This window comes from Streptomyces sp. NK15101, from assembly GCF_020400725.1.
GTDB lineage: Bacteria > Actinomycetota > Actinomycetes > Streptomycetales > Streptomycetaceae > Streptomyces.
The window spans coordinates 20,240-47,233 of record NZ_JAINVG010000009.1 but is presented as its reverse complement, the minus strand read 5'-3'; the positions used below and the strand labels follow the sequence as shown (position 1 = coordinate 47,233).

General features: G+C 72.6%; 19 protein-coding genes. 6 read left to right on the top strand and 13 right to left on the bottom strand.

The annotated features are described in order from the left end of the window. Positions 1 to 47 precede the first annotated feature (47 nt). The 3 genes from K7G60_RS07215 (at position 48) to K7G60_RS07205 (ending at position 3,303) form a co-directional block, all read left to right on the top strand. Complete coding sequence (locus tag K7G60_RS07215; protein ID WP_225799958.1) at positions 48 to 1,367, top strand: ABC transporter substrate-binding protein; 1,320 nt, start codon at positions 48 to 50, stop codon at positions 1,365 to 1,367. Positions 1,368 to 1,444: 77 nt separating this feature from the next. Then, a complete protein-coding gene (locus tag K7G60_RS07210; RefSeq protein ID WP_225799957.1) occupies positions 1,445 to 2,458 on the top strand; it encodes a carbohydrate ABC transporter permease in 1,014 nt (337 codons plus the stop codon). After that, positions 2,455 to 3,303 (top strand): carbohydrate ABC transporter permease, encoded by an 849-nt coding sequence (locus tag K7G60_RS07205; RefSeq protein WP_225799956.1) that lies wholly within the window; start codon positions 2,455 to 2,457, stop codon positions 3,301 to 3,303. The genes K7G60_RS07210 and K7G60_RS07205 overlap by 4 nt, the downstream gene beginning before the upstream one ends. A 24-nt stretch (positions 3,304 to 3,327) precedes the next feature. On the opposite strand, the gene K7G60_RS07200 is transcribed toward K7G60_RS07205, so the two are convergent. Together K7G60_RS07200 and K7G60_RS07195 are read right to left on the bottom strand one after the other, a co-directional pair. Further along, positions 3,328 to 4,344, bottom strand: a complete 1,017-nt coding sequence (locus tag K7G60_RS07200) for a LacI family DNA-binding transcriptional regulator (protein WP_225799955.1) — start codon at positions 4,342 to 4,344, stop codon at positions 3,328 to 3,330. A gap of 747 nt (positions 4,345 to 5,091) precedes the next feature. Beyond that, the gene (locus tag K7G60_RS07195; protein WP_225799954.1) at positions 5,092 to 6,441 is read right to left on the bottom strand and encodes a M64 family metallopeptidase; all 1,350 of its coding nucleotides are present in this window, start codon (positions 6,439 to 6,441) and stop codon (positions 5,092 to 5,094) included. 137 nt (positions 6,442 to 6,578) lie between these two features. On the opposite strand from K7G60_RS07195, the gene K7G60_RS07190 reads away from it, so the two are divergent. Beyond that, a complete protein-coding gene (locus K7G60_RS07190) occupies positions 6,579 to 7,919 on the top strand; it encodes a helix-turn-helix transcriptional regulator (protein WP_225799953.1) in 1,341 nt (446 codons plus the stop codon). 171 nt (positions 7,920 to 8,090) lie between these two features. On the opposite strand, the gene K7G60_RS07185 is transcribed toward K7G60_RS07190, so the two are convergent. From K7G60_RS07185 to K7G60_RS07170, 4 genes are all read right to left on the bottom strand, one after another. Further along, entirely contained in the window at positions 8,091 to 10,067 is a 1,977-nt protein-coding gene (locus K7G60_RS07185; protein ID WP_225799952.1) for an FAD-dependent oxidoreductase, read from the bottom strand. A gap of 57 nt (positions 10,068 to 10,124) precedes the next feature. Then, positions 10,125 to 11,003: a TetR family transcriptional regulator C-terminal domain-containing protein gene (locus tag K7G60_RS07180; RefSeq protein WP_225799951.1), complete on the bottom strand. Its 879-nt coding sequence runs from the start codon at positions 11,001 to 11,003 to the stop codon at positions 10,125 to 10,127. Next, entirely contained in the window at positions 11,000 to 12,409 is a 1,410-nt protein-coding gene (locus K7G60_RS07175) for an FAD-dependent oxidoreductase (protein WP_225799950.1), read from the bottom strand. Before K7G60_RS07175 ends, K7G60_RS07180 begins: the two co-directional genes overlap by 4 nt. An 88-nt stretch (positions 12,410 to 12,497) precedes the next feature. Next, a complete protein-coding gene (locus tag K7G60_RS07170; protein WP_225799949.1) occupies positions 12,498 to 13,118 on the bottom strand; it encodes a TetR/AcrR family transcriptional regulator in 621 nt (206 codons plus the stop codon). Between the two features lie 133 nt (positions 13,119 to 13,251). On the opposite strand from K7G60_RS07170, the gene K7G60_RS07165 reads away from it, so the two are divergent. Further along, entirely contained in the window at positions 13,252 to 14,811 is a 1,560-nt protein-coding gene (locus K7G60_RS07165) for an APC family permease (protein WP_225799948.1), read from the top strand. A 336-nt stretch (positions 14,812 to 15,147) separates the two neighbouring features. Here the strand turns inward: K7G60_RS07165 and K7G60_RS07160 are convergent, their stop codons facing one another. The 7 genes from K7G60_RS07160 to K7G60_RS38785 form a co-directional block, all read right to left on the bottom strand. After that, complete coding sequence (locus K7G60_RS07160; RefSeq protein ID WP_225799947.1) at positions 15,148 to 15,945, bottom strand: SDR family oxidoreductase; 798 nt, start codon at positions 15,943 to 15,945, stop codon at positions 15,148 to 15,150. Then, positions 15,942 to 18,089 (bottom strand): acetate--CoA ligase family protein, encoded by a 2,148-nt coding sequence (locus K7G60_RS07155; protein ID WP_225799946.1) that lies wholly within the window; start codon positions 18,087 to 18,089, stop codon positions 15,942 to 15,944. Before K7G60_RS07155 ends, K7G60_RS07160 begins: the two co-directional genes overlap by 4 nt. Continuing rightward, positions 18,086 to 19,291, bottom strand: coding sequence for a glutamate dehydrogenase (locus K7G60_RS07150; RefSeq protein ID WP_225799945.1), 1,206 nt, complete (start codon positions 19,289 to 19,291; stop codon positions 18,086 to 18,088). The genes K7G60_RS07155 and K7G60_RS07150 overlap by 4 nt, the downstream gene beginning before the upstream one ends. Continuing rightward, positions 19,288 to 20,925, bottom strand: a complete 1,638-nt coding sequence (locus K7G60_RS07145) for a thiamine pyrophosphate-dependent enzyme (protein ID WP_225799944.1) — start codon at positions 20,923 to 20,925, stop codon at positions 19,288 to 19,290. The genes K7G60_RS07150 and K7G60_RS07145 overlap by 4 nt, the downstream gene beginning before the upstream one ends. Continuing rightward, a complete protein-coding gene (locus K7G60_RS07140) occupies positions 20,925 to 22,082 on the bottom strand; it encodes an acyl-CoA dehydrogenase family protein (RefSeq protein WP_225799943.1) in 1,158 nt (385 codons plus the stop codon). The genes K7G60_RS07145 and K7G60_RS07140 overlap by 1 nt, the downstream gene beginning before the upstream one ends. Before the next feature lie 496 nt (positions 22,083 to 22,578). After that, the gene (locus K7G60_RS07135; RefSeq protein WP_225799942.1) at positions 22,579 to 23,754 is read right to left on the bottom strand and encodes a glutathione-independent formaldehyde dehydrogenase; all 1,176 of its coding nucleotides are present in this window, start codon (positions 23,752 to 23,754) and stop codon (positions 22,579 to 22,581) included. 245 nt (positions 23,755 to 23,999) lie between these two features. Beyond that, positions 24,000 to 24,128 carry a hypothetical protein gene (locus K7G60_RS38785; protein ID WP_263985640.1) on the bottom strand — a complete coding sequence of 43 codons (129 nt, stop codon included), beginning with the start codon at positions 24,126 to 24,128 and terminating at the stop codon, positions 24,000 to 24,002. Between the two features lie 361 nt (positions 24,129 to 24,489). Between K7G60_RS38785 and uvrA the strand changes: the two genes are divergently transcribed. After that, positions 24,490 to 26,958: an excinuclease ABC subunit UvrA gene (gene uvrA, locus K7G60_RS07130; protein WP_225799941.1), complete on the top strand. Its 2,469-nt coding sequence runs from the start codon at positions 24,490 to 24,492 to the stop codon at positions 26,956 to 26,958. Positions 26,959 to 26,994: the final 36 nt, after the last annotated feature.

The window sequence follows — 26,994 nt, the reverse complement described above, 5'->3', positions numbered from 1 at the left end:
CGACATCCCACTTTGACCTGAGCCGTAACCCTGAAGGAGTTGGGCACATGGGGAAGACGAAGACGCTCACGGGCGCGCTTCTCACCGTCGCGATGCTGACCGTGGCGGGATGCAGTGGCGGAGGTGCCGCGTCGGGCGAGACCGCGGCGGCGCCCGCCGACCCGAACGAGGTCTCCGGGGAGATCAAGGTCCTCACCCAGCGGACCGACCTCGTCCAGAACGGCACGCTGAAGCGGTACGCCGCGGAGTTCAACAAGCTCTACCCCAAGGTGAAGGTGAAGTTCGAGGGGATCACAGACTACGAGGGGGAGGTGAAGATCCGTATGAACGCCAAGGCCTACGGTGACGTGCTGATGATCCCCGCGGCGGTCGCCAAGAACGACTACCCGAAGTTCTTCGCCCCCCTCGGGCCGACCGCCGAACTCGCGGAGAAGTACCGCTTCAGCGACAAGACCGAGGTGGCCGGCAAGGTCTACGGCATCGCCCAGTTCGGCACCGCCAACGGCTTCGTCTACAACAAGGCCGTGTGGAAGAAGGCCGGGATCGCCGCGTGGCCGAAGACCCCGCAGGAGTTCCTCGCGGACCTGAAGGCCATCGGCGACAAGACCGAGGCCGTTCCCTACTACACGAACTTCAAGGACGGCTGGCCGCTGGTCCAGTGGACCGCCAACGTGGGCTCCGTGACCTGCGACGCGAAGGCGACCGACAAGCTGGCCGGCCCGGTGTCGCCGTGGAAGGCCGGGGGAGAGCTCCACGCCATCGACACGCTGGTCCACGACATCGTGAAGCAGGGTCTCGCCGAGAAGGACCCGACCACCACGAACTGGGAGAGCTCCAAGGCGATGCTCGCCGAGGGCAAGGTCGGCACGATGATGCTCGGCTCCTGGTCGATCACGCAGATGCAGGGCGCGGCGAAGGAGGCCGGCGGCTCGCCGGCGGACATCGGCTTCATGCCCTTCCCCGCCCAGAAGGGCGGCAAGTTCTGCGCCACCCTGGTCTCCGACTACCAGCAGGCCGTCAGCGCCTACTCCGAGAACAAGCCGGCCGCGCGCGCCTGGATCGACTGGTTCACGGAGAAGTCCGGCTACTCGGAGCAGGAGGGCGCGGTGCCGGCGGTGAAGTCGGCTCCGATGCCGGCGACCCTCAAGGACTTCGTTGACAACGATGTCACCTTCGTGGAGCGCTCCGAGGCCAGGACGGCCCTGGTCAACGACATCGACAACGCAGCCGAAATCGGCCTGAACAAGCCCGACTACCGGCAGAAGCTCATCGACACCGCCCGCGGAGCGCAGGAGGGCAGCCTCCAGGACTTCTTCGCCGACCTGGACAAGAGGTGGGACGAGGCGGCGAAGACCGCCGGTTCCTGACACCGGCGGAGCGGGGCCCGGCCGTACGACACCGGCCGGGCCCCGATCTCCCGCAGCCGCGGACACGAAAGGCCGACATGACCGACACACCTCCTGCCCCCTCCCGGACCGAGCCGACGCGGAGGCCGCGTCAGACGACCCGGGACGACCGCCCGGCGGGCCCGGTCGCCGTCGCGGCCCGGAAACTCCCGGGCGCCACGAGCACCCGGGGACGCTCCTGGCGCGACTCCCCGCTCCGGCGCATCACCCCGTGGTTCTTCCTGGCGGTGCCGCTGGCGCTGCTGATCACGTTCACCTACGTGCCCGTGGCGAGCATGATCTCCTACAGCTTCACCGACTGGGACGGAGTGAGCCCCGACCGCGAGTTCACGGGGGTGGAGAACTACGTCCAGATCTTCACCCGCCCCGAGCTCTTCCGGGTCTTCTTCGTCAGCGGCTACTACCTCGCCGCGTCCGTCCTCCAGATCGGAGTCGCCCTCTACTTCGCCACGGTCCTGAGCTTCGATCTCAGGTTCCGCAACTTCTTCAAGGGGATCCTCTTCTTCCCCTACCTCATCAACGGCGTCGCGATCGGCTTCGTCTTCCTCTACTTCTTCCAGGACGGCGGGACCCTCGACTCCGTACTGGCCCGGCTCGGTGTGACCACCGATCATCCCTGGCTCGGCGATCCCACCTCTGCCAACGTGTCCCTGGCGGGCGTGTCGGTCTGGCGTTTCACGGGGCTGAACTTCGTCCTCTTCCTCGGCGCCATCCAGTCCATCCCCGGAGAGCTCTACGAGGCGGCCCAACTGGACGGTGCGGGCAAATGGAAGCAGTTCCGCCACATCATCGCCCCGAGCATCAAGCCCGTCCTCAGCCTCAGCGTCATCCTGGCGGTCTCCGGCTCCCTGTCCGTGTTCGAGATCCCCTACATCATGACCGGCGGCGCGACCGGCACGTCGACCTTCGTCATCCAGACGGTCAAGCTCGCCTTCCAGTTCAACAAGACCGGCCTGGCCTCGGCAGCGGCCGTGGTGCTGCTCGCGATCATCCTGCTGATCACCTGGCTCCAGCGCCGGCTCGTGCCCGACGACAAGGTGGACCTCGTATGACCCCCGCCCCGACGACGCGCCGCCGCTTGCCGGTCGGGACCGCGCTGACCTACCTGTCCCTGCTCGCCGCGACGGTGGTGGTCCTGCTGCCACTGGCTGTCGTCTTCCTCACCTCGCTCAAGACGTCCGAGGAGGTCTCCGACGGCGGCGCGCTCTCCTTGCCGGGGGACTGGCTGAACTTCCGGAACTACGCCACGGCGTTCACCGACGGCCACATGCTCGCGGCCTTCGGCAACACCGCCTTCATCCTCGTCTTCTCGGTCGGCGGCACCGTGATCATCGGCTCGATGACGGCCTACGCGGTCGACCGCTTCGACTTCCGGGCGAAGAAGCTCGTCATGGCGCTCTTCCTCGTCGCCACCCTCGTACCGGGCGTCACCACTCAGGTCGCGACCTTCCAGGTCGTCAACAGCTTCGGCCTGGTGGACACCCGCTGGGCCCCGATCCTCCTCTACATGGGCACGGACATCGTCTCGGTGTACGTCTTCCTGCAGTTCATCCGCTCCATCCCCCGCTCGCTGGACGAGGCCGCCCGCCTCGACGGCGCCAACGCGTTCACGATCTACCGGAAGATCATTCTTCCGCTCCTCAAGCCGGCGATCGCCACCGTCGTCATCATCAAGGGGATCACCACCTACAACGACTTCTACATCCCCTTCCTCTACATGCACTCGGAGGACCTCGGGACCATCTCCACTTCGCTGTTCCGCTTCAAGGGCCCCTTCGGTGCGCACTGGGAGGCCATCTCGGCGGGCGCGATCCTCGTCATCCTGCCGACGCTCGTCGTGTTCCTGCTGCTCCAGCGGTGGATCTACAACGGTTTCGCGCAAGGGGCCACGAAGTAGCGGGCGCGGTGCCCGCGGGGCGGCTCAGGCCGACGGAGCGGAGGTACTGCCCCGTGGTACGAACCGGGCGTACTCCTCCTCCGCGTTCCCGGCCTCCCCGTTCGCGACGAGGGCGAGCAGGGTCCGTGCCGCGCTGGCTCCGTACGCCGGGATGTCCCGGGCGAGAGCGGACAGCGCGGGCCGGACGACCTGGGTGAGCGGCGATTCGTCCCAGGCCACGACGGACAGCTCGCGGGGGATCGAGAGACCGATCTCCTGGGCCACGGACAACGCGGCCACCGCCATGATGTCGTTGTCGAAGATCACCGCCGTGGGGCGCTCGGCGGCGATGAGCAACCGGCGGGCGGCGCGGGCTCCCTCGTCGCCGGTGTAGTCGGTATGAACGATCTCGGGCTCGGGCAGCCCTGCCTCCGCGCAGCCCTCGCGGAGGGCGGCGTCCCGGACGACGGTGTGCGCGAAGCCCTCGGGACCGGCCACCCGCGCGATGCGCCGGTGGCCGATCGCCGCCAGGTACCGCACCGCCTCCCGCACGCTCTCTCCGTCGTCCGACCACACGGCGGGCAGGGAGCCCGCCGTGTGCGGCGGTCCGATGACCACGGCGGGCAGGCCGAGGGCCTCGATCGCCGGCACGCGCGGGTCGTCGGTGCGCAGGTCGACCAGGAACACGCCGTCCACCCGCCGCTCTCCCCACCAGCGCCGGTAGATCTCCAGTTCGCGCTCCTCGCTGTCGACCATCTGCAGCATCAGGGCGTACGCGCGGTCGGAGAGGACGCTCTCGATGCCGCTGATGAACTCCATGAAGAAGGGCTCGGTACCGAGGGTGGAGGCCGGCCGCCGCACGACGAGCCCGACCGCCTGGGCGCGAGCACCGCTGAGAGCCCGCGCGGCGCTGTTGGGACGCCAGCCGAGCTCCTCCGCGATCGCCTTGATCGACGCACGGGTCGAGTCGGAGACCCCCGGCTGGTCGTTGAGGGCGTAGGAGACGGCCACCTTGGACACTCCGGCGCGGAGCGCGATGTCCGCAATCGTCGGCCGCTTCACACGTGACTCCCACTCTGCACAGGTCCTCCCAGCAGAGCGACCCTACCCGCAGGGACAGGGGAGCCTGCCGGATACGGCTCCCGTTCCGGACGCCGGGCCGCCGCCCGGTCCTGCGAGAGCTCGTCCGACATCCCGGTCGCGCGATCGCGAAAGGGAGGAAGCGTCTGACGCGGCGGGACGTCCGGTGCATGTCCGGATCGGGCTGTGCTCAGAGGGACCGTCCCGTGAACCGGACGATCGCTCGACGAGCGCCGGTGGGCAGCGGATGCCGCCGCTGAGGCCGTCGTCGGAGGGAAGGCGCCCTCGTGTGAAGCCCGTCGTCGAGGGGGCGGGCCCCGGCCCGCCGCGCGGGCCGACAGCTCGATGAGATGACGCTCGAGCAGCGGGCCGGCGCCCGCCAGGCACTGGCTCCGCTCCCGCGTGGGGCACGGCGAGTGCACCGCGCCGGCCGTGCCCCACGCGGGAGCGGCCGTGACGGTCGTTGTCGGTGGAGGCTGGTCCGAGAGTGGCCCGGATCCTGGTGTCGGCCACCTCACTCGGTGGGGAGGCGGGCTCGACCGCGGGCAGGAGTGCCGCCGTGGGACGTCGCCTTCCACCAGGACATGTGGTGCGGGGGCCGCACTGTGGTCACCCACGGGACGGCCCGCACCTCCGGACCGCCCGATCCGCATCGACCGCCACTGCGTCACGCTCCCGGACGGCGTCCTCGAACCGCCCGCGAACCGCGACGCATGCCCGCCGGAGCCCTCAGAGCCGGACCGACCAGCTGACCGTGGACCTCATCGTCCGGGCGACGGCGCGGTCCCGCACCGAGGGCGTACGGTCCTCGGCGGTGAGGGACAGCGTGTGCGTCCGAAGGTCGAGCAGCCGCAGGGCCGGGTCGGACACCCGTACGTCGGTGCGGCCCGCGAGGGACTTCACCTCCCGCCCGTCCAGGTACCAGCGGATCGTGAGTTGACGCCCGTCCGCCCCCGTCAGCCGGGGTACGAGGGCTTCGGCGGTGTCGCCCCTGCGGAGGGTGCGATCGGTGGGCGTGACGGGGGAGGCGATGCGCGCCTCGCGGTAGAAGCCGGCGATCATCGCCTCCACTCCGGGCAGATTGAAGGGCTTGCCGAGGGAGCGCATCATGGAGTTCTCGGTGGGACGCCGCAGTCCGGTGACGTAGTAGCCGCCGCCCTCGTACGCGCCGACGGCGCCGCCGTCGGGAGACTCCTCACCGAGCCAGCGGTGCCACTTGGCGCCCCGGTCGGCCATGTCGTCGGCGGTGAGGGTCGTGATGTTGGAGTCGGCGGGCTCGGGGCCCACGTAGCGCTCGTAGCCGGGGTAGTGGGGGTAGAAGTACTCGTCGGCGAGCTTGCCCAGGGAGTGGCCGGTTTCGTGGATCGCGACCTGGCCGGATTTCTCGTTGCCCGCCGAGGCCGTCGATATGCCCTCGTAGCCGAGGGTCTTGCTGGGCTCGTTGTAGCCCGCGCCGCCGTACTTGGTGCTGTTGGCGAGGACGAGCACCAGGTCGGCCTCGGGAGCCTTCGCCACGTATCCGTCGACCTTGTCCTGGTCGACGCAGAGCAGCCGCTCGATGCCGTCGCACCAGAAGTACGAGCCGAGGGCCGTGTCACGGAGGGTGTCGGGAGAGGGGTCGCCGGAGACGCCGGACTGGTTCGAGACGGCGTCGACGGTCCAGACGTTGAAGAGGTTGCGGTAGGTGGTGTACGGCTCGACGGCCGTCAGCTCGGCCCATTTCTGCTGGGCGTCGGCGTGGAAGCGGGGCAGTTCGGCGACGGTGTAGCCGTCTCCGACGACCACGATGTCGAGCCGGTCGGCGACGGGGCCGTTGTCGACCACCTCGGCCACCTCGCCGTCGGCGACCGCCTCGGTCGCCGTCAGGCGGGAGGCCGGCCGGTTCCGGCCCTCCGGTGGCACACGCGTGTGGCCGGATCCGGCGAGCTTCCCGTGTTCCGGCCCGGGTACCTCGACCTCGACCTCGGCCGTGGGGGGTGCCGTCGGATCCGCGGCGGCGCTGCCGGGTGCGGCGGCGAGTACGGCCGCGAGGGCGAGGGCCGCTCCTGCCGCCATGGCTCCGCGTCGTGCTGAACGCATGAAATCAGTCCCCTGTCAGGCGAGTTAACCGCGTCAGTAAATGGGCTGAACAAGTTGCTTAACCTAGAGGGAGGGCGAGGGGTGCGCAATGCCTACCGCTTCTGGATACTGGGGAGTTCACGAACCAGGGGGTCCACATGGACGATCCGATCACGATCGGCCACCGAGTACAGCGCCTGCGCACTCAACGCGGTCTGACGCAGCGGCAGTTGGCCGAGCCTTCGTACACCCCCGCGTACGTCTCGACGCTGGAGTCGGGCAAGGTCAGGCCCTCGGAGACCGCACTGCGCTTCCTCGCGGAGCGGCTCGGTACGTCGTACGAAGAACTGGCCACCGGCCGCCCCGCGCACCTCGCCACCGAGCTGCGGCTCGCCCTCTCCGACGCCCACCAGCAGCTGGCCACCGGGACGGCTGACGAGGCCGCCGTGCGCTACCGCCGGCTCCTCGCCGATGCGGAACACCTCGGACTCGTTCCCGAGCAGGCCGAGGCGCTGCTCGGGCTCGGCGACTGTGCCCTGGAGACCGGTGAACTGGTCGACGCGGGACGTCACTTCCAGGCCGCCGAGCGGCTCCTCGCCGAGGAGCCGCTGCCCCGCCGCGCACGCGCGATCCGGGGCCGTGCCGTCGCACACCTCCTGGCGGGGGAGCTGCGTTACGCCTGCTACCTCCTCGAATCCACCATCGACGAGCTCGGCGCGAGCGGCCTGGCCGACCCCGAGGCGCTGGTCATCCTGTACGCGGCCGTGATCGGCCCGTACATCGACATGGGTGCACACGCCCGTGCCGCGCACGCGGCCGAGCTCGCCCTGGCGCTGGCTCCGCAGGTCGACGATCCGGCACTGGTGGCGGGCATGCACCGGCAGGTGGCCCGCACCTTCCTCGCCGAGGGGCGCACGGCCGACGCCGACGCCTCACTGGCCAAGGCGCAGGCCGTCTACCAGCAGCTGAGCCTGTGCACCGATCTCGCGCACTGCCACTGGATGCGCGGCTACGTCCAGGCCCAGAAGGGCGAACTGGCTTCAGCCGAAAAGGAGCTGCGGGCCGCCCGGGACATGCTGAGCGCCAGACGCGCGACTCTGTTCACCGCGCAGGTGGAGGTGGAGTTGGCCGATGTCCTCCGGCGGCTCGGACGGCACGGCGAGGCGTCGGATCTGCTCTCCGCATTTCTTGAGCTGGGTGACCGGCACGGCGCGGTGCACGCGGGGGGTGCGCACAGGCTGCTCGGGCTGATCGCCGAGGAGCGGGGGGACACCGAGACCGCCGAGGAGCACTACGTCATGGCGCTCGGACTGCTGGAGCGCAGCGGCGCGAGCGGCGACCTCGCCGATCTGTGCCGTCTGCTGGGCGACCTTCTGCGCCGCGGCGGCCGCACCGAGGCCGCGCTGGACGCGTACCGTACGGGGCTGGGCCATCGGTCGCCCCCCGGCACGACGACGCTGGGGCCGGCTCCGACGGCACTGGCGTTCCCGCGGCACTGAACGAGCGGCCGACCGTGTCCTTCCGGCATGGTCCGGATCTCGGTAGGCGGCGGACAGGTGCCTCACGCCGTGCGGGCGGGTGCAGGTCGCGCGGCGGCGGGGCCGGCGGCGGGCGAAGAGCTCAGGGGTGAACGATGCGCGGATCCTTCGGCGGCGGCGGAGTCGCCACGTCTACAGCCCGGACGCCACCGTCAGGCCCTCCAGTACCGCCTCCTCCACCGTGCGCGGGCTGACGCGGTCGCCCACCGCGAAGACACGGTCGGGCGCGACGCCCAGGGCGAGCGGGTCGAGGTCGGTGACCGGGAGGTGGCCCTGGGCCAGTACGACTCCGGCCGCGCCCTCCAGCACCACCGGGTCCTCGGTCAGGGTGTGCTGGAGGTAGACGGTGTCGTCGTCCGCGCCGTGGAGCCGGACGTTGGGAACGATCTCGATCCGGGCGCGCACGGCCTGGGCCAGCATGGCGGCGCGTACGTACTGCTGCAGGTGCTCGCCGGCCGCGAAGCCGGTCACGCAGAGGGTCACCTTCCGGCCCTGGCCGGCCAGGAGGAGGGCGGTGCCGAGGCCGATCCAGTCGCCGCGCCAGTCCGCCACCACGATCCGTCCCCGGCGGCCGCGCGGGATCTCGGCGTCGCCGCGGATCACCGACCAGGCGTCCAGCACCACCGGGTCGTCCATCAGCTCCATGCGCGGTCGGCGGGGCCGGGCCCCGGTCGCGAGGACCACGGCGTCCGGGGCCGCGGCGGCGAGGTCCGGGGCGTCGATCCGCGAGCCCGTCACGACGCGGACTCCGGCGCGGTGCGCCTCGCCCTCCAGGTTGGTGACCACGCCTCCGAACTCGGCCCGCCCCGGGAGCCGTTCGGCAAGGAGCACCTGGCCGCCCACACGCCGGCCCGCCTCGTGCAGTTCCACGTCGTGACCGCGTGCGGCCGCCACGGCCGCGGCCTTCAGGCCGGCCGGGCCGCCGCCGACCACGAACACCTTCTTGCGCCGTGACACGAGCGGCAGAACCCCGAAGCGACGCTCCCGCCCCGTCTCCGGGTGCTGGATGCAAGAGACGGGATGGCCGAGCTGGAAGTGGCCGATGCAGGCCTGGTTGCAGCCGACGCACGCACGGATCTCCTCGGCACGGCCTTCGGCGGTCTTGGCCGGCAGGTCCGGGTCGCAGATCAGCGCCCTGGTCATCGCGCAGGCGTCGGCCTGCCCGTCCGCGAGGATCTGCTCGGCCTCCTGCGGCTGGTTGATCCGGCCGGCCACCATCACCGGGACGCCGACCACCGCGCGTACCTTCGCGGCGAGCGGGGCGGTGTAACCGGCGGGCCGGAACATGGGCGGAGCGATGTGCTCGGCCCCGGACAGGCTGGACGAGCTGCCCGCGCACACCGAGACGTAGTCGAGGAGGCCTTCGGCGTCGAGCCGGGCGACGGTCTCCAGGACCAGCTCGGTGTCCAGGCCGTCGTGGCTGAGTTCGTCGCCCGAGACGCGCAGGCCGACGGCGAAGCCCGGCCGGGCCTCCGCCCGGGCGCTGCGCAGCGCCTCGCGCAGGAACCGCAGCCGCCCCTCGCGGTCGCCGCCCCAGCCGTCGGTCCGGACGTTGACGTGGGGGCTGAGGAACTGCGCCGGCAGGTAGCCGTGGCTGGCGACGACCTCCACGCCGTCGAGTCCGGCCTCGCGCAGTCGGCGCGCCGCTTGTCCGTAACCGTCGACGACCTCGTGGATCTCCGCCTCGGTCATGGCGCGCGGCATGACGTGGAAGCGCTCGCTCGGCGTGGCCGAGGGCGCCCACGCCACCGGCGCGGTGCCGTCCCCGGACTCCAGGATCTCCCGGCCGGGGTGGAACAGCTGGCCGAAGACCTTCGTACCGTGCCGGTGCACCGCCGCCGCGAGCCGGGCGTAGCCGGGGACGCACGCGTCGTCCGTGGCCATCAGCACGTGCGTGGTGTAGCGGGCGGACTCGTGCACGCCGGAGACCTGGAGCACGATCAGGCCGACGCCGCCCGCGGCGCGGGCCTCGTGATAGGCGATCAGGTCGTCGGTCACCGCGCCGTCCTCGGCCAGGACCGTGTCGTGGCCGGAGGACAGGATCCGGTTGGGCACGGTGACGCCGCCTATCCTCAGCGGGCTGAACAGGTGGGGGAACCGAGTCGTCATGGAACGTCCTTTCTCGGGCCCGGCGGGCGGCGGCCGGAAGAGGGCCGCCGCGCCCCGTCAGCGGAGCGTGATGTGCGGTTCGAACGCGTCGAGGAGCAGGTCCCGCATCCGGGCCGGGGACATCTCCCCGTTCCCCGCCAGCACCTGGATGGCCAGGCCGTCCGCGAGAGCGGTGAACCGGCTGGTCAGCGCCTCCGGATCGGCGTCCCCGGCCATCCCCTCGTACTGGCAGGCGCGCACCAGGTCGAGCACGGTCCGCCGCCAGCGGGCGTAGATCTCGCGCTGGCCCTCCCGCAGCGCGGGGTCGAGGATCGCCTCGTTCCACGACTGCACCCACACCGACCATTCGTCGTTGTCGTCCTCGCCGCTGATCAGCTGGACGTCGATCAGCCGCCGCAGCTTCTCGACCGGCCCGTCCGCGTCCCGGAACTCGGCTTCGAGCCGCCGGTGGAGCCGCTCGGCGTAGTGGTGCAGGGCGGCGCGCAGCGCGTCGCCCTTCGTGGGGAAGTGGTAGTGGATCGTGCCCGTGCTGGTTCCGCAGGCGCGGGCGATGTCCGCGACCCGGACCTGGTGGAAGCCGCGGCGGGCGATGAGCCGCGCGGTCTCCTCGAGGATCTGGGCCCGACGGACCTCCGCGTCGACGGCGTCGGCGCGGCGTCGCGCCTCGGGCGGCACCGGGTCGTCCGGGGCGGTGGGCGGCCGGCCCTCCCCGGTCCGCAGGTACCGCAGGGACACCTTCCCGATCCGCGCGATGGCGGCGAGTTCGCGGTCCGCGAGGCGGCGGCCGCCGTTGAGGGCCTTGGACAGCGCGGTGGGCTCCATGCCGACGCGGGCGGCGAACTCGCGCTGGCTGACCGCCGCCGACCGCACCACCAGGCGCGCCCGATCCGCCACGGCCCGGGCGTCGTCGTCCTGCGCCCGCCGGATCGCCGTCATCGCGTCGCCCCGCCCGCCCTGTCCGCCCCGCCCAGGACGGCGAGGACTTCGTCGGCGGCCCGGTATCCCGACGACACCGCGCCGTCGATGTAGCCGTTCCACTCCGAAGCGGTCTCCGTCCCCGCCCAGTGCAGGGGGCCGGTCGGCTCCCGCCAGCCGCGTTCGCCGTGCCCGCTCCATCCGCCGGGCGTCGTGTAGGCCTCGTATCCGCCCCGGGCGAAGGGGTCCTCGGACCAGATCTTCTCCGTGTAGTCGCGCGGCCGTCCGGCCCGGGGGCCCGCGACGGAGACGAGGCCGTCCAGTACGGCCGCCCTGCGGCCGGCCCCGTCCAGGGCGGCGAAGCCGTCCAGGCGGTCGCCGTACACGAATCCGACGAGAACGCCGTGCGAGCCGTCCTCCGGGGAGTTGTCGAACACGACGCCGACCGGCCCGTCGTCGTACAGGGTCGCCACTCCGGACAGTCCCTCCTCGCGCCAGAACGGGGTGTCGTAGACCGTGTGGACCTTGGCGACGCGTCCCATCGGACTGTGCGACAGCCAGCCGTCCCGGGCGGCGGGCAGGGGTGGCGCGAAGCCCATGGCCCGTACGGCGTGCGGGGGCAGGGCCACGATCGCCCGGCGAGCCCGGAGCGAGGTGGCCGGGGTGCGGACGCGGACGCCGTCGGCGTCGTACGCGATCGCGAGCGCCTGCTCGCCGAGGCGGACGCGGTCGCCGAGCAGGGCCGCGACCGCGCGGGCCGGGCCGGCGGCGCCCGTGACGAACCGGCTGTCCTGGGCGCAGCCGCGGGTCTCCATCAGCTGCTCGAAGCCGCCGGCCGCGGCGATGTAGAAGAGCACGTGGAAGAGCGAGATCTCGTCGGGCTCCGCGCACCACAGCCCCTGGACGGCGAGGGCCAGGCGGCGCAGGGCGTCCGCGTCGTCGGTTTCGGACCGGAAGAAGGACCGTGCCGTCCGTGCGTCCCATTCCGCGAAGCGGGCCGTGCGCCACGGCCGGACGGTGTCCACGGTGCGGGCGAACTCGTCGAGGAGCCCGGTGATCCGGACGTACTCGGCCGTGCCGGGCCCGTCGGCGGGCGCGGCGCCGGTGTAGGGGACCCTCGCGCCGTCGTGCCAGACCTCGATGTGGCTGCCCTTCTCCCAGGTCGGGAAGGTGGGACAGCCGAAGCGTGCGGCGAGTTCGACGAGGCGGGTCTGTGTGGGGCCGACCCATTGGCCGCCGTGGTCGATGGGGCCGCAGCCCGGTCGGATCTCGGTCAGGACCCGTCCGCCGACCCGGTCGGAGGCTTCGACCAGGGTGAAGTCGACGGCGTTGTCGTGGAGCCGGAGTGCCGCGGCCAGCCCGGCGTACCCTCCGCCCACGACGACGACATCGGATTCGATCAGACGCGTTCCGCTCTGTCTCTCCATGGCCCGAGAGGATGCGGCAACACTGACGAGCGCGTCAATGGTTGCGGCAGAAGGACCGCGCCGCACGGCCGGTGGGGGAGAGGCGGCCCTATCGACCGGTCGTCAGCGTCTCGTGGTCGATGCCCAGTTCGGTCACGAGGGCGTCGTCCACCCACTCCAGCATCGTGGCGCGGCTGAGCGGACCCTTGTACGAGGTCATCTGCACGGCCAGTCCGTCGAGCAGCGCGGTCAGACGCCAGGCCACGTCCTCGGGGCGGTCGCAGACGAACTCGCCGGCCGCCACGCCCTGCGCGACGACGTCGGCGATCGCGGCCTTCCACTGCTGGTCGAGGTCGTGGGCGACCTTCCTCAGGGCGGGTTCGCGCAGCGCGGCCGCCCAGCCCTCGATCCAGAGCCGCCAGCCCTTCGCCTGCCCGGTCGGCGCGTACCAGCGCACGGCCGAGCGCAGCCGGAGCACGGCGCTGGTACGGGGCTTGTCCAGCAGCCTGCGCAGGTGGGCGAGGTCTCCCTCGGCGGCGTGGGCGAAGGCCTCGGCGACGAGCAGTTCCTTGGTGGAGAAGTGGTAGAGCACCAGGGAACTGCTGACTCCGAGCGCCGAGGCGACGTCCGCGATGCGCACGCCGCTGACGCCACGGGCTTCGATCTGCTCGACGGCGACGCGCAGGATCTCCGCGCGCCGTTCCTCCACGCTCAACCGGACTCTGGCCACGGCTTTACCCTACACAGCCCTTGACAGTGCCGTGTGGCCGGGCTCACAGTGCTGGCTACTGACTGGCCGTTCAGTCAGATGCCGTGCCGCTCCGTACGTGACCCTCCCCCGTGCTGCCGTAGGAGTCCGCCCCGTGACCCAAGCACCCGTCACCGCCAGCAGGGCCGAAGAGCCCGCACCCGAGACCCCAGACCTCTCCGAGGGCTGGGGCGAACAACGCGGCCGGCTCCGCAAGGAGCTGCGCCGTTTCGACGTCCTGCTGTTCCTCATATGCACCCTCGTCGGACTGGACACGATCGGGTCGGTCGCGGCGCAGGGCCCGCAGGGACTGACCTGGATGGCCATCCTCGCGGTGCTCTTCTTCCTTCCCTACGGACTCCTCGTCGCCGAACTCGGCTCGGCCTTCCCCGTCCAGGGCGGCCCGTACGTCTGGACCCGGCTCGCCTTCGGCCGGCTCACCGCGGGCCTCAACCAGATCCTCTACTGGATCTCCAACCCGGTGTGGGTGGGCGGCAGCCTGTGCATCATCGCCCTCACCACCTGGGAGGAGTTCTTCACGCCGCTGCCCGGTCTCTGGAAGTACGCCGCCGGTCTCGTCTTCATCTGGGGCGGCGCGCTCGCCGTCGTCCAGTCCGTCCGGGTCGGCAAGTGGGTGCCGATCGCGGGCGCCGTCGCGCGCATCGTGCTGCTGGGGTTCTTCCTCGTCTCGGTGGTCGTCTTCGCCGTGCGGAACGGCGTGCACGCCCTGCCCGCCGGCGAGTTCTCACCGACCTACGCCGGTTTCGTGGCGCTCGTCCCCGTCCTGATCTTCAACTACGTCGGCTTCGAACTGCCCAGCTCCGCGGCCGAGGAGATGCGCAACCCGCGCCGTGACATCCCGCTCTCCATCCTCCGCTCCGGCATCGCCTCGCTCCTGCTCTACGGCGGTCCCATCCTCGGCATCATGTTCGTCCTGCCCAGCGAGAGGATCGGCAGCCTCGGCGGTTTCATCGACGCCTGCAAGGCCGTCTTCACGGTCTACGGGGGATCCATCGCCGCAGACGGCACGGTCACCCTCACCGGCGCGGGCGCGGTCTTCGGCGGCATCGCCGCCGCGGGGCTCATCATCGGCCTGCTGACCTCCGGCGTCACCTGGGCGATGGGCGCGCACCGTGCCCAGGCCGTGGCCTGCGCCGACGGCGCGGGGCCGGCCTGGCTCGGCACGATCTCCGAGAAGCACGGCACCCCGGTGCGGGTGAACCTGCTCTCGGCGGTCCTCGCGTCGATCCTCCTCGTCGCCGCCCTCAACCTCACCGGGGGCGACGGCGAGAAGTACTTCGCGGCGGGCCTGGGCCTGACGATCTGCACGACCTTCATCTCGTACGTCATCACCTTCCCGAGCCTGGTGGTGCTGCGCCGCAAGTACCCCGACACCCCGCGCCCGTACGCCGTCCCGGGTGGTCGCCTCGGCACCTGGACGGTCACCGCGCTCGCGACCGGCCTGGTCGCCTTCACGGTGGTCGTGCTGATCTGGCCGGGCTTCGGCGTCGGCTGGTTCGGCACGGAGGGTTCCCCCGCGGACTCCCTGCCCGAGGCCTTCGCCGGCCAGCGCTCCGCGTACACGCTGAGTCAGGTCGTGCCGCTGCTGATCATCGCGGTCATCGGCCTCGTCTTCTACGCGGCGGGCGCGAAGACCCGTCGTACGAAGAGCTGAGGCTCAGGCCGGGCGACCGAGGGCCGGCACACGGGTGACCGTGCCGTCGTCCTCGCGGACGTCCCGCACGTGACGGAAACCGATGGGGCCGAGGAGCGCCGGGGAAGCCCGGTTCTCCTCGGCCGCAGCCGTGCGTGCGTCCGGAAGCCCGGTTCTCCTCGGCCGCGGTCGTGCGTGCGTCCGGAAGCCCGTTGCCGTGGCGAGCACCTGCGGTCCGGCCCGGCCCGATGTCCCGGCGCCCGAGCAGGCGGAGGGCCGGCCCCCGTGTCGGTGCCGGCCCTCCCATGCCCGAGGGGCGGCGCACGGGCCGCCCCTCGCTGCGTACGGTCTGCTCCGCTACCCGGCCGACCGCCCGTACACCTGCTTCCCCAGCCACTGGCCGCCGTCCACCGTGAGGCACTCGCCGGTCAGGTACGACGCCCCGTCGCCCAGGAGGAACAGCGACGCCTCCGCGATCTCGGCGGGGTCGGCGAAGCGGCCCGCCGGGACCGTGGCCAGAACCTCCTCGCGGGCCTCGTCGGTGGCCCACAGGGCCGCGCCGGCGCCCTCCGTCTCCGTCGGGCCGGGGGCGATGCAGTTCAGGCGGATGCCCAGCGGGGCGAGTTCGACCGCCAGGGTCCGCGTCATGGCCAGGACGCCGGCCTTCGCGGCGGCCGAGTGGACGGTGCCCGGATGGCCGTGCCAGGCGTATGTGGCGATCACGGAGAGGATCGACCCGCCGGTGCCCTGTTCGCGCAGCCTGCGGGCTACGGCACGGGTGCAGTAGTACGAGCCGTTGAGGACGATGTCGACGACGGCGCGCCAGCCGCCCGGGGACAGGTCGACGCCGGGGACGACGAAGTTCCCTGCGGCGTTGTTGACCAGCCCGTCCAGCCTGCCGAACCGCTCGACCGCCGCGGCCACCAGCGCGTCCACCGCCTCCGGGTCGCGTACGTCCGTCGGCACCGCGAGGGCCTCCCCGCCGGCCTTCTCGATCAGGGCGACCGTCTCGTCGAGCCGCTGCGGGGTGCGGCCCGCCACGGTGACGCGCGCACCCGCCGCCGCCAGCGCCAGCGCGATCGCGCGGCCGATGCCGCTGCCGCCGCCGGTCACGAGGTACGTACGGCCGGCGAACCGGCCGGGTTCCGATGTCATGCCGGCACTCCATGGGCGTCGAGGGCGACCGCGCCGCCCGGGTGGACGAGCAGCGGATTGACTTCGAGCTCGGTGAGCTCGGGATGCTCGGACGCGGCCCGCGCCAGTGCGCACAGGGCGTCCGCGGCGGCATCCAGGTCGACGGCGGGCGCACCCCGCCAGCCGGTGAGCAGCGGTGCGTGCCGCAGGGAGAGCAGCAGCTCGCGCGCCCGCCCCGGGGTGAGCGGGGCGAGGGCGAGCGCGGTGTCGGCGAGCAGTTCGGCGGTGACCCCGCCGAGGCCGACCATGGCGACGGGCCCGAACGCCGGGTCGTATCGCACTCCGGCGATGAGCTCGACGGAGTGCGGGTGGACGGCCATCTCCTCGACCGCGTACCGGGCGGCGCCGGTGGCGTCGCGCATCCGGGCGAAGGCGACGCGCAGCGCGGTCTCGTCGGCGATGCCGAGGGCCACCCCGCCCGCCTCGGTCTTGTGGGCCAGGCCCATCGCCTTGAGGACGAGCGGGTACCCGGTGCGGCGGGCGGCGTCGGCCGCCTCGTCGGCCGTGCCGACGAACTCGGCGGTGGGAAAGTCGAGTCCGTGCGACCGGAGCAGGGTCCGGACGCTCTCGTACTCCCCGTCCGCGACGGGGCGGGACGGGGACGGCACCCGCTCGGGCGGCGCGTACGGCGTCGCGCGTGCCGGCCGGGTCGCATGGGCCAGGGCGGTCGCGGCCTGCTCGATGCGCTCGTAGACGGGCACGCCGTGTTCGCGCAGCACGGTCAGGGCAGGGGTGTCGCGGGCCATGGTGTGGACGACGAGCAGCCGGCCGGCTCTTCCCGCGGCCTCCGCCAGCTCCTCGGCGACCTCGCACTCCTCGCGGGTCTGGTCGGGGTTGGCGGTGGCGTAGTCGCCGAAGTAGCCGGTGAGGACCGTGGCATCGGTGTCCCCGCCGTCGAGCAGGGCCCGGGTGATCCGGGCGTAGTTGCGGAGGTCCGCCTCCCCGGCGCCCGCGAGGTCGACGGGGTTGCCGCAGCCGCCCCGACCGGGGAGGTGCGCGGCGACGGCGGCCCGGGTGGCCTCGTCGAGAACGGGGACGTCGAGCCCGCGGGCGGCCAGCGCGTCGGCGGCGAGCGCACCCTGGCCCCCACTGTCGCCGACGACGGCGATGCGCGCCGCTTCGGGGGACGCGGGGGCTCCGCCGGCGGCGTCCGCGGGCACGGCCCGGCTCAGCCCGAGGCACGGCCCTTGTCCCGGCCCTTGTGCCTGCCCCCGTCCCCGCGCCCGCCTCTGCCCCAGGCCGTGCCGTGCCGCCGTCAACAGGACGGCCGTGTCGACCAGTTCGCCCGCCGACTCCAGCAGGATCGCGCCCGTGTCGCGGCAGACGGCGTCCACCACCGCCCGGGCGCTCACCAGCGCGCCCGTGTGGGAGGCCGCCGCGCGGCCGGAGGCCTCGCTGCGGCCGAGGGTCAGCAGCAGGACGGGCTTGCCGGCCGCGTGGGCGGCGGCCAGGGTACGGGCCAGGCGCCGTCCGTCCCGGAAGTCCTCCACGTACGCGGCGACGACGCGCGTCGCCTCGTGGGCGATCAGCGCGTCGAGGGCGTCCGCCGCGTCGATGTCGCGCTGGTTGCCGAGCGAGACGAACCGGGAGAATCCCTGTCCGGCCCGGGCCAGCAGCCTGCCGATCTCGAGTGCGAGGTTGCCGCTCTGCGACACGAGCCCGACCCCGCCCGCCGGGAAGTCGCCCCAGCTCAGGCGCAGTTCGGTGGTGGTGTCGACGACGCCCATGCAGTTGGGGCCGAGCAGCCGCCCGCCGTGCGAGGTGACGAGCGCGGCCAGTTCCCGCTCCTCCTGCGGACCTGACCCCCCGGACGTGATCACGGTGAAGCACCGCGCGCCCGCCGCGAGCCCCTGGACGACCACGGGCCGCACCTGCGGCGGCGGCACCGCGACGACGACCTGCTCGGGAACGGTCGCCAGGGACCCGAGGTCCGGCAGGAAGGGCACGCCGCCGAGGTTGCCGCCCCGCTGGTTGACGAGGTGGACGGTGCGCCGGGAGCGTCCGGCGAGGGCGCCGGCGGCCAGCCAGTAACCCCACTTGGCGGGGTCGGCGGAGGCCCCGACGACAGCGACGGAACGCGGGTCGAAGAGGGCGTCCAGGCTCATGCGTACCAGCCGAAGCGTGCGGCGATCACCGGCAGCCGGTCCGCGACGACGCCGTGCGCCGCCGCGCGCGGGGTGGTCCCGTCGTGCTCGGCCCGGGTCAGGACCTGCTCGACCAGCGCGCGCATGGAGCGCCGGATGTGGGCGAACGCCTCGTCCGGGTCCGCGCCGATGTCGCCGAAGAGGGTCCACCACCACCAGGCGTTGGTGGCCGAGTTGACGACCACGTCCGGCAGGACGGTGATGCCGCGCGCCGCCAGCAGGACCTCGGCCTCCGGCAGGACCGGCATGTTGGCCGCCTCGGCGATCCAGCGGGCCGTGATCCCGGCCTGGTTGCCGGCGTCGACCGCGTACGAGACGGCGGCCGGGACGAGTACGTCGGCGTCGGCGGACAGCCAGGCGTCGCCGGGCAGTTCGCGGTCGTCCGCGCGCAGGGCGGCGCGGTCCACGGTCCCGTACGCGTCCCGGGCGGCAAGGAGGGCCTCCACGTCCAGGCCGTCCGGGTGGACGATCGTGCCCTTGACGTCGGCCACGGCGACGATCTTCAACCCGGCCCGGGCCAGGAAGCGGGCGGTCGCCCCGCCCATCGTCCCGAAGCCCTGAACCGACACCCGCGTCCCCGCGTGCGGGACACCGGCCCTGTCCAGCGCCGTCAGGACCGATTCGGCGACCCCGCAGCCGCCCGCCAGCTCGTCGAGCCCGATGCCGTCCACGTCCACGGCGAACGCGTCCGCGAGCCGGCGCCGGGCCGCGGCCTCGTCGTCGAGCAGCGGGTACACGGCCTGGATCGAGGAGACCAGACCGGCCTCGGCGGCCGCGCGGTCGACGAGGTCCTGGGTGAGGCCGAGGTCCTCGCCGGTGGTCCAGAAGTGCTCGATGTGCGGCCGCATCGCGCGGAGGTAGCGGACCAGCACCCCGTACGCCTCGGGGTCGCGCGGGTCGCAGTCGATGCCGCCCTTGGCGCCGCCGAGCGGGATGTAGCGGCCCTCGGGGTCGTAGTGCAGGGCCTCCTTCATCGTCATGCCGCGGGCCAGGCCGGCGACCTCGTCGAGGGTGCAGCCCTCCCGCATCCGCAGCCCGCCGCTGGAGACGCCGCGCACGAGCCGGTCGATCACCAGGTGGCCCTGGCGGCCGGTCACATGGTCCGTCCAGGTGAGGGAGATGAGAGGGGTGTGCGTGAGGGCGGTCGCGGTCTCGGGCGTCATCGGGGGGACTCCTCGGGAACTTCGGGAACTTCGGGGACGGTGAGGACGGTGGGTCCGGGAGCGGTCAGCGCGAGGGCCAGGGCGTCGGCGAGCTCCTCCGGCGAGCGGACCACCGCGCCCCGGCCGCCGTAGGCGCGGGCGAGCGCGGGGAGGTCGACGGCGGGCAGGTCCACCGCCAGGGGAGTGTCCCCGCGGGCCGCCATCTCCTCGCGGATCTCGCCGTAGCCGCCGTTGTCGAAGACCACGACGGGGAGCGGGAGCCGAAGCTGTGCGGCGGTGGCGAGCTCCTGCACGGAGAACTGCAGGCCGCCGTCGCCGCTGAGGGCGACGACCTGCCGCCCGGGGCACGCGGTCTTCGCGCCGATCGCGGCGGGCAGGGCGTAGCCGAGGGTGCCGAAACCGGTGGGGTGCAGATAGCGGCCTTCGGGACCGAGGGGCAGATGGGGCAGTGCGCCGTAGTAGCAGCACTGGGCGCTGTCGGAGGTGAGGACGGCGTCCTCGGCGAGGACGCGGCGCACGGCTTCGAGGTACGGCAGCCAGCGCGCGTCGCGGGTGCGGGTCTCGTCGTCCCGGGCGGCACGGAGGGCACGGACGCCGTCGGGGTCCGCGGGGACGCCGTCGGTTCTTCCCCGGCACTCGGCGAGCAGCGCCCTGAGCAGGGCACGGGCGTCGCCCACCAGGGGCACGTCCGCCGGGAGCCCCGCGTACATCTGGGCGGGGTCCACGTCGACCCGGATCAAGGTGCCCGTCAGGGCCGGCGGCGGACCCCAGAGGTCGGACTCGGCCAGCTCCGTGCCGACGGCGAGGACCACGTCGCGGTCCACCAGCCACTTCTGCACGGCCGGGCTGTGCAGCGACACGCCCAGCGAGAGCGGATGGCGCTCGTCCATCACGCCCTTGCCGTTGGCGGTGGTCACGGCCGGCGCGCCCAGCTCCCCGGCGAGCGCCGCGCATTCCGCGGCCGCCGCCCGGGCCCCTCCGCCCAGGACCAGCGCGGGCCGCCGGGCCGCGCGCAGGGCTTCGGCCGCCTTCCCCACCGCCGCCGGGTCGGGCGCGGGGGGTCCGGTGAGCGGCGCACGCCGTACGGGCCCCGCCGGCTCCACGGTCTCCAGAAGGTCCAGCGGCACCTCGATGTGCACCGGACGGGGCCGGCCCGTACGGAAGAGGGTGAAGGCCCGTGCCACCGCCGAGCCGATCTCCTCCACCGACGACACCCGGTGGCTGAAGGCCGCGACGCCGCGCAGGGCCTCGGTCTGGCTGCGCATCTCGTGGAGGAGTCCGGTGGACTGGCGGGGGTGCCGCAGCGGCATGCCGGGGGAGACGACGAGCAGCGGCACGCTGTCGGAGTGGGCCTGGCCGACGGCGGCGGCGATGTTCAGCAGCGCGGGGCCGGTGGTGGTGATCGCGACACCGGGTCGGCCGGACACCCGGGCGTACGCGTCGGCGGCGTATCCCGCACCCTGTTCGTGACGGGGCGTCACATGGCTTACGCCGTAGGCCCGGAGGTGGCGGTAGATCTCCAGGTTGTGCGTGCCGGGGATCCCGAAGGCGTCGGTGACACCGTGCGAGGCGAGGGCGCGGACGACGGCCTCGCCGCCGGTGACGGCCTCGCCCTCCTCGGGCGGAGTCGTCATCACAGGCCCCGCGAGATCACGAGCCGCATGATGTCCGAGGTGCCCTCCTCGATCTCCTCCAGCTTGGCGTCCCGCATCCACTGCTCCACCGGGTACTCGCGCGAGTAGCCCCAGCCGCCGAGGGTCTGCACGGCGGCCCAGGTGCAGTACGCGGCCGTCTCCGAGGCGGTCAGTTTGGCCATGGCGGCCTCGGTCGTCGCGGACAGGCCGGCGTCCAGGCGCTTGGCGGCGCGCCAGGTCATCAGGCGGGCCTGCTCGATCCGGGTCCGCATGTCGGCCAGGCGGAACGCCACCGCCTGGTGCTCGACGATCGGTTTGCCGAACTGCTGCCGGGTGCGCGCGTAGTCGCGTGCGTACTCGTACGCGGCCCGCGCCACGCCGGTCGCCGCCGCCCCCAGCACGACCCGCGAGACGTCGAAGGTCCGCATGAGTCCCTGGAAGCCCTGCCCCTCCTCTCCGAGGCGGTTCTCCTCGGGCACGAGGGCGTCGGCGAAGAAGACCTCCCGGCACACGATGGCGCGCTGGCCCATCTTGCGCATGGGCTCGCCGAAGGTGACGCCGGGAGTGTCCTTGCGCAGCAGGAAGGCGGTCACGCCCCTGGAACGCCGGGTGGGGTCGGTCTTGGCGAAGACGACGTACTGCTCGGCCTCGCCCGCGTTGGAGATCCAGGCCTTCTGGCCGCTCAGCAGGTAGCCGCCGTCGGTGCGGGTGGCCGTCGTCACGATGGACGCGGCGTCGGAGCCTGCGCCGGGCTCCGTGGTGGCCAGGGCGGTCATCGGGGTGTCGGGACCGGTCAGCGGGGTGAGCCAGGTCCGCTTCTGTTCCTCGGTGCCGAGTTCGAGCACCGGGTCGGCGAAGAATCCGTTGGAGCAGAGCAGGTTTCCGATGCCGAGGTCGCCGACGCACAGCTCCTCCTGCACGAGGCACTGGGTGAAGACGTCGGTGAAGCCGCCGCCTCCGTACTCCTCGGGAAGCATGAAGCCGGTGATGCCGACCTTGGCGGCCTTGTGCCACAGGTCCCACGGCGTCTCGACGTCGGCCTCGTCCACGGCGCGCGCCCGCGGGCGGATCTCGTCACGGGCGAAGGTCCGGGTGAGTTCGACGATGCCACGCTGTTCGGGGGTGAACGGGACCAGCTCGGTGGGGAGGTCGGACATGGTGCCTCCAGGTGTGGCAACAGGGTCGCTAACTGAACCGTCAGTCAGTATCGAGAGGTATCGGCGGCACTGTCAACGCCCCGGATCCGCCCACTTCCGACCGCCACCTCCGGACCGAGGTCCGGAAGTCATGGGCCGGCTGCCGGCCCGTCGGGGCGGGGGTGATCACGGATGCCCGCGGGGGAGTTCCGAGAGGTGCCTCTGCCGCGTCGCGTCGGCCCGGTCGAGGTGCGGCAACCGCGGCAACCGTCGGGCGAGGAAGCCCCCCACACGGCCCCCTCCCCGCGGCCGAGGCCGCGGGGAGGGGGTGCTGCCCGCTGCGGACACCGCTGAACGTCCGCCGTCCGTCCTCCGGGCCGGAGCGCGGGCAATCCTTGTCGGTTCGGGTCCCGCCGGAGCACGGCGATCGCCCCCAGCCCCGTCCGGCGGACGGGCATACCGCTACCCGTTCCCGGACCGGTCCGGGGGAACGGGGGGTACGGCGGCCCCGGGTCTCCTACCGCTTGTGGCCGTTCCCGTGTCCGTTCGGATGCAGGACCACCTTGGTCCAGCCCTCGTCACGGGCGTCGAAGTGCTCGTAGGCGGTGGGGGCCTCGTCCAGGCTGAGCTCGTGGGAGACGACGAAGCTCGGCTTCGCCCTCCCGCCGGCGATCAGATCCCGCAGCGCCCGGTTGTACTTCTTCACCGGCGCCTGCCCCGTGCCCATGCGCTGGCCCTTGAACCACATCATGCCGAAGTCGATCGGGACCTTGCCCTGGGCCTCCAGCTCGCCCTGGGCCTCCGCGCCGCCGGGGTCCTCGGGCAGGAACACGCCCACCACGCCGATGTCGCCCGTGAACCTGACCGAGTCGATCAGGCCGTTGAGCGTGAGGCTCGCGTCCTCGTGTCCCTGGGGGTCGTGGGCCTGGTAGCCGACGCATTCGCAGCCGTTGTCGGCGCCCAGACCGAGGGTGGCCTCCTTGACGACCTCCGCCGGGTTCTGCTCGGCGGTGTTGATCGGGATGGCCCCGATCTCCTCCGCCATGCGCAGCCGGTCGGGCTGGTGGTCGGCCGTCCAGACGCGGCCGGCGCCCTTGAGGAGGGCGGAGTAGGTCGCCATCAGCCCGACGGGACCGGCCCCGAAGACGATGGTCTGGTCGCCCGGCTTGACGTGGGCCATCTCGGTGGCGTGATAGCCGGTGGGGAAGATGTCGGCGAGCATCACGTAGTCGGTCTGCCGCTCGGCGGCGTCCTCGCCCAGACGCAGCGCGTTGAAGTCGCCGTAGGGCACGCGCAGCAGCTCCGCCTGGCCGCCCTGGTAGGGGCCCATCTCGGCGAATCCGTAGGCGGCTCCCGCGAGGGCGGGTTCCGGCTGCATGGTCAGGCAGTAGTTGGTCAGACCCCGCTCGCACTGCTTGCAGAAGCCGCAGGCGATGTTGAAGGGCAGGACCACGTACTCGCCGACCTGGACCTTGCGGACGGCCGGGCCGACCTCCACCACCTGGCCCAGGTTCTCGTGTCCCAGGGTGCGGCCGGACTCGAACGAGGTGCGGCCCTCGTACATGTGCAGGTCCGAACCGCAGATGTTGGTGGTGGTGATCTTGACGATGATGTCGCAGGGGTGTTCGATCTTCGCGTCCGGTACGTCCTTCACTGTGACCGTTCGCGGTCCTTCGTATACCGCTGCCTTCATGATGACTTCCCTCGGTGCCGCGGCATGGCCGCGGCACGGCGATGACGAGGCGGCGCGAAGAGCCTGACTCGCGGAAGTCGCTACGACGGAGTCCGTGGCCCCGGCACGCCTCTACAGGCCGTTCCACCCGGATCGGATGGATCGGTGGTGCCGCCACCGGCCCGCCAGGCGGAGCTTCGGCGCTCCGGCGGCGCGCCCTGCGGGTACCCGTCGGCCCCGGGGCGAAACAACCGCGCACCGGCCGATCAGCGGCTCCTGCCCGGACGACCACCAGTGGAAGCGAACGGCCGGTCGTCGAGGACGAACAGCGCCCACACCAGGTCGACGACCACCAAGCCCGCGTAGCGGACGACCACCCCGATACCGACAGTCATGACCGTGGACACGTTGCGGAGAGCCGCCCTCTTCCTCACCGGCCCGGCCCGGATGGAGGGGCGCGAGACGACCGATGAAGGGCCCCGCGGCGGCTGACTGCCCGCAGGCACCTCGACCCGGTGCCCGGGGGCCCGCCGAGCTGAGCACGGTCTCTTTCACGGCCTGCCGGGCCCTGGTCTGCACCCACCGGGCCACACGGTCGCGTGCGCCATCACGAGCACCGGCTCGGCGTCCCCCCGGTCGGCACATCCACGGTGGAGCACCCCCGGACGTTCCCCGGGAGCGGGAGCGGGAGCGGGAGCGGGAGCCGGTGACGGCGCCTGTCGCGCGGTTCGCGGCGCGATCAGGTAATCAGGAACGGTGAACGAGGACACGACCGACCCCTTCGTGCATGTCCGGGGCGCCGGTGAGAACAACCTGCGGAACATCGATGTCGACGTTCCGCGGGACGCGCTGGTCGCCTTCACCGGCGTCTCCGGCTCGGGCAAGTCCTCACTCGCGTTCGGCACGCTCTACGCGGAGGCCCAGCGGCGCTACTTCGAGTCCGTGGCACCGTACGCCCGAAGGCTGTTGCAACAGGTCGGCGCACCGCACGTGCAGGAGATCACCGGGCTGCCGCCGGCCGTGGCCCTGCAGCAGCGACGCGGGTCGCCCGGCTCGCGCTCGACGGTCGGCACCCTCACCACGCTGTCGAACCTGTTGCGCATGCTGTACTCCCGCGCCGGCACCTATCCGCCCCGGGCCGCACGGCTGGAAGCCGAGTCGTTCTCCCCCAACACCGCGGCCGGCGCCTGCCCGGAGTGCCACGGGCTGGGCGTCGTGCACGACGTCGCCGAGGACCTGCTCGTCCCGGACCCCTCGCTGAGCATCCGCGAGGGGGCGATCGCCGCCTGGCCGGGCGCCTGGCAGGGCGCCAACCTGCGCAGTGTCGTGAACGGCCTGGGGATCGACATCGACCGGCCGTGGCGCAGGCTCAGGAAGAAGGACCGGGACTGGCTGCTGTACACGGACGAGCAGCCCTCCGTGTACATCGAGCCGGAGGAGGGCCGCGTCGACTACGGCTACCAGGGGAAGTTCTGGAGCGCCCGCAAGCACGTCATGCACGTCCTCGCCGACTCCAAGAGCGAGAAGACGCGCGAACGGGCGCTGCGGTTCGTCAGGAGTGTGCCCTGCCCCGCCTGTCACGGCAGCGGACTGCGGCCCGAGGCGCTCGCCGTGACCTTCGCCGGACGTTCCATCGCCGAGATCAGCGCGATGCCGCTCACCGAGGTCGTGGCGCTGCTGCGGCCCGTCGCGGGGCGGTCCGAGGCCGACGCCACCACGTCGACCGCCCGGTCCGGGGAGACGACCGAGGCCGCGGTCCGGATCTGCGGCGATCTCGTCGCGCGGATCGAGGTGCTGCTCGACCTGGGCCTGGGATATCTCAGCCTCGGGCGCCGCTCGACGACCCTGTCGCCGGGCGAGGCGCAGCGCCTGCGGATCGCCACCCAGCTGCGTTCGGGGCTGTTCGGCGTCGTCTACGTCCTCGACGAACCCTCCGCGGGCCTGCACCCGGCTGACGCGGAACCGCTGCTGGAGGTGCTGGACCGCCTCAAGGCGGCGGGCAACTCGCTGTTCGTCGTGGAGCACGACATGGACGTGGTGCGGCGGGCGGACTGGGTGGTCGACATCGGTCCCGGTGCGGGCGAGGGCGGCGGACGCGTGCTGTACAGCGGCCCGGTCGCCGGTCTCGAGCGGGTCGGGGAGTCGGCCACCAGCCAGTACCTGTTCGGGCGCGCCCAGCCGCTCGATCACCGCCCGCGCACGCCGCACGGCTGGCTGCGCCTGCGCGGCGTCTCCCGGCACAATCTGCACGACGTGTCCGTCGACGTACCGCTCCGCGTACTGACGGCGGTGACGGGCGTGTCCGGTTCCGGGAAGTCGACGCTGGTGACGCAGGTGCTCGCCGAGGTCGTCCGCGGCCACCTCGGACTCGTACCCGAGGAGCCCGACGAGGCGCGGCTGGAGGTCGACGTCCAGGACGCGTCGGGGGTCGAGTCGTTCGACCGGCTGGTCCGGGTCGACCAACGGCCCATCGGCCGGACGCCCCGGTCCAACCTGGCCACGTACACCGGGATGTTCGACGCGGTGCGCAAGCTGTACGCGGCGACGGACGAAGCCGGGGCGCGCGGCTACTCGGCCGGGCGGTTCTCCTTCAACGTGCCCGAGGGGCGGTGCGAGACCTGCCAGGGCGAAGGGTTCGTCGCGGTGGAACTGCTGTTCCTGCCCGGCACCTACGCGCCGTGCCCGACCTGCGAAGGCGCCCGGTACAACGCCGAAACGCTGGAGGTCACCTACCGCGGCAAGAACATCGCGGAAGTACTGGCGCTGTCCGTCGACGCCGCCGCCGAGTTCCTGGCCGCCGTCCCGGCCGCCTCCCGCAGTCTGGAGACGTTGCGCGAGGTGGGACTGGGGTACCTGCGGCTGGGCCAGCCCGCGACGGAACTCAGCGGCGGTGAGGCACAACGCGTCAAACTGGCCACCGAACTGCAGCGAGCCCGCCGCGGGCACGCGCTCTACCTGCTCGACGAGCCGACGGCGGGGCTGCACCCCTCGGACATCGCGCTGCTGCTGCGGCAGCTGCACCGGCTCGTCGACGCCGGCAACACGGTCGTCCTCGTCGAGCACGACCTGGACACGATCGCCACCGCCGACTGGGTCATCGACCTCGGTCCGGGCGGCGGCGACGCGGGCGGACGGGTGGTCGCGGCGGGCCCGCCGGCCAAGGTGGCGAAGGCCCGCCGCAGCGCCACCGCGCCCTATCTCGCGGCCCGACTGGCGCGCTCCTGACGACGGCGCGAGCGGCTGAGTACCCGGCCGGCCGGC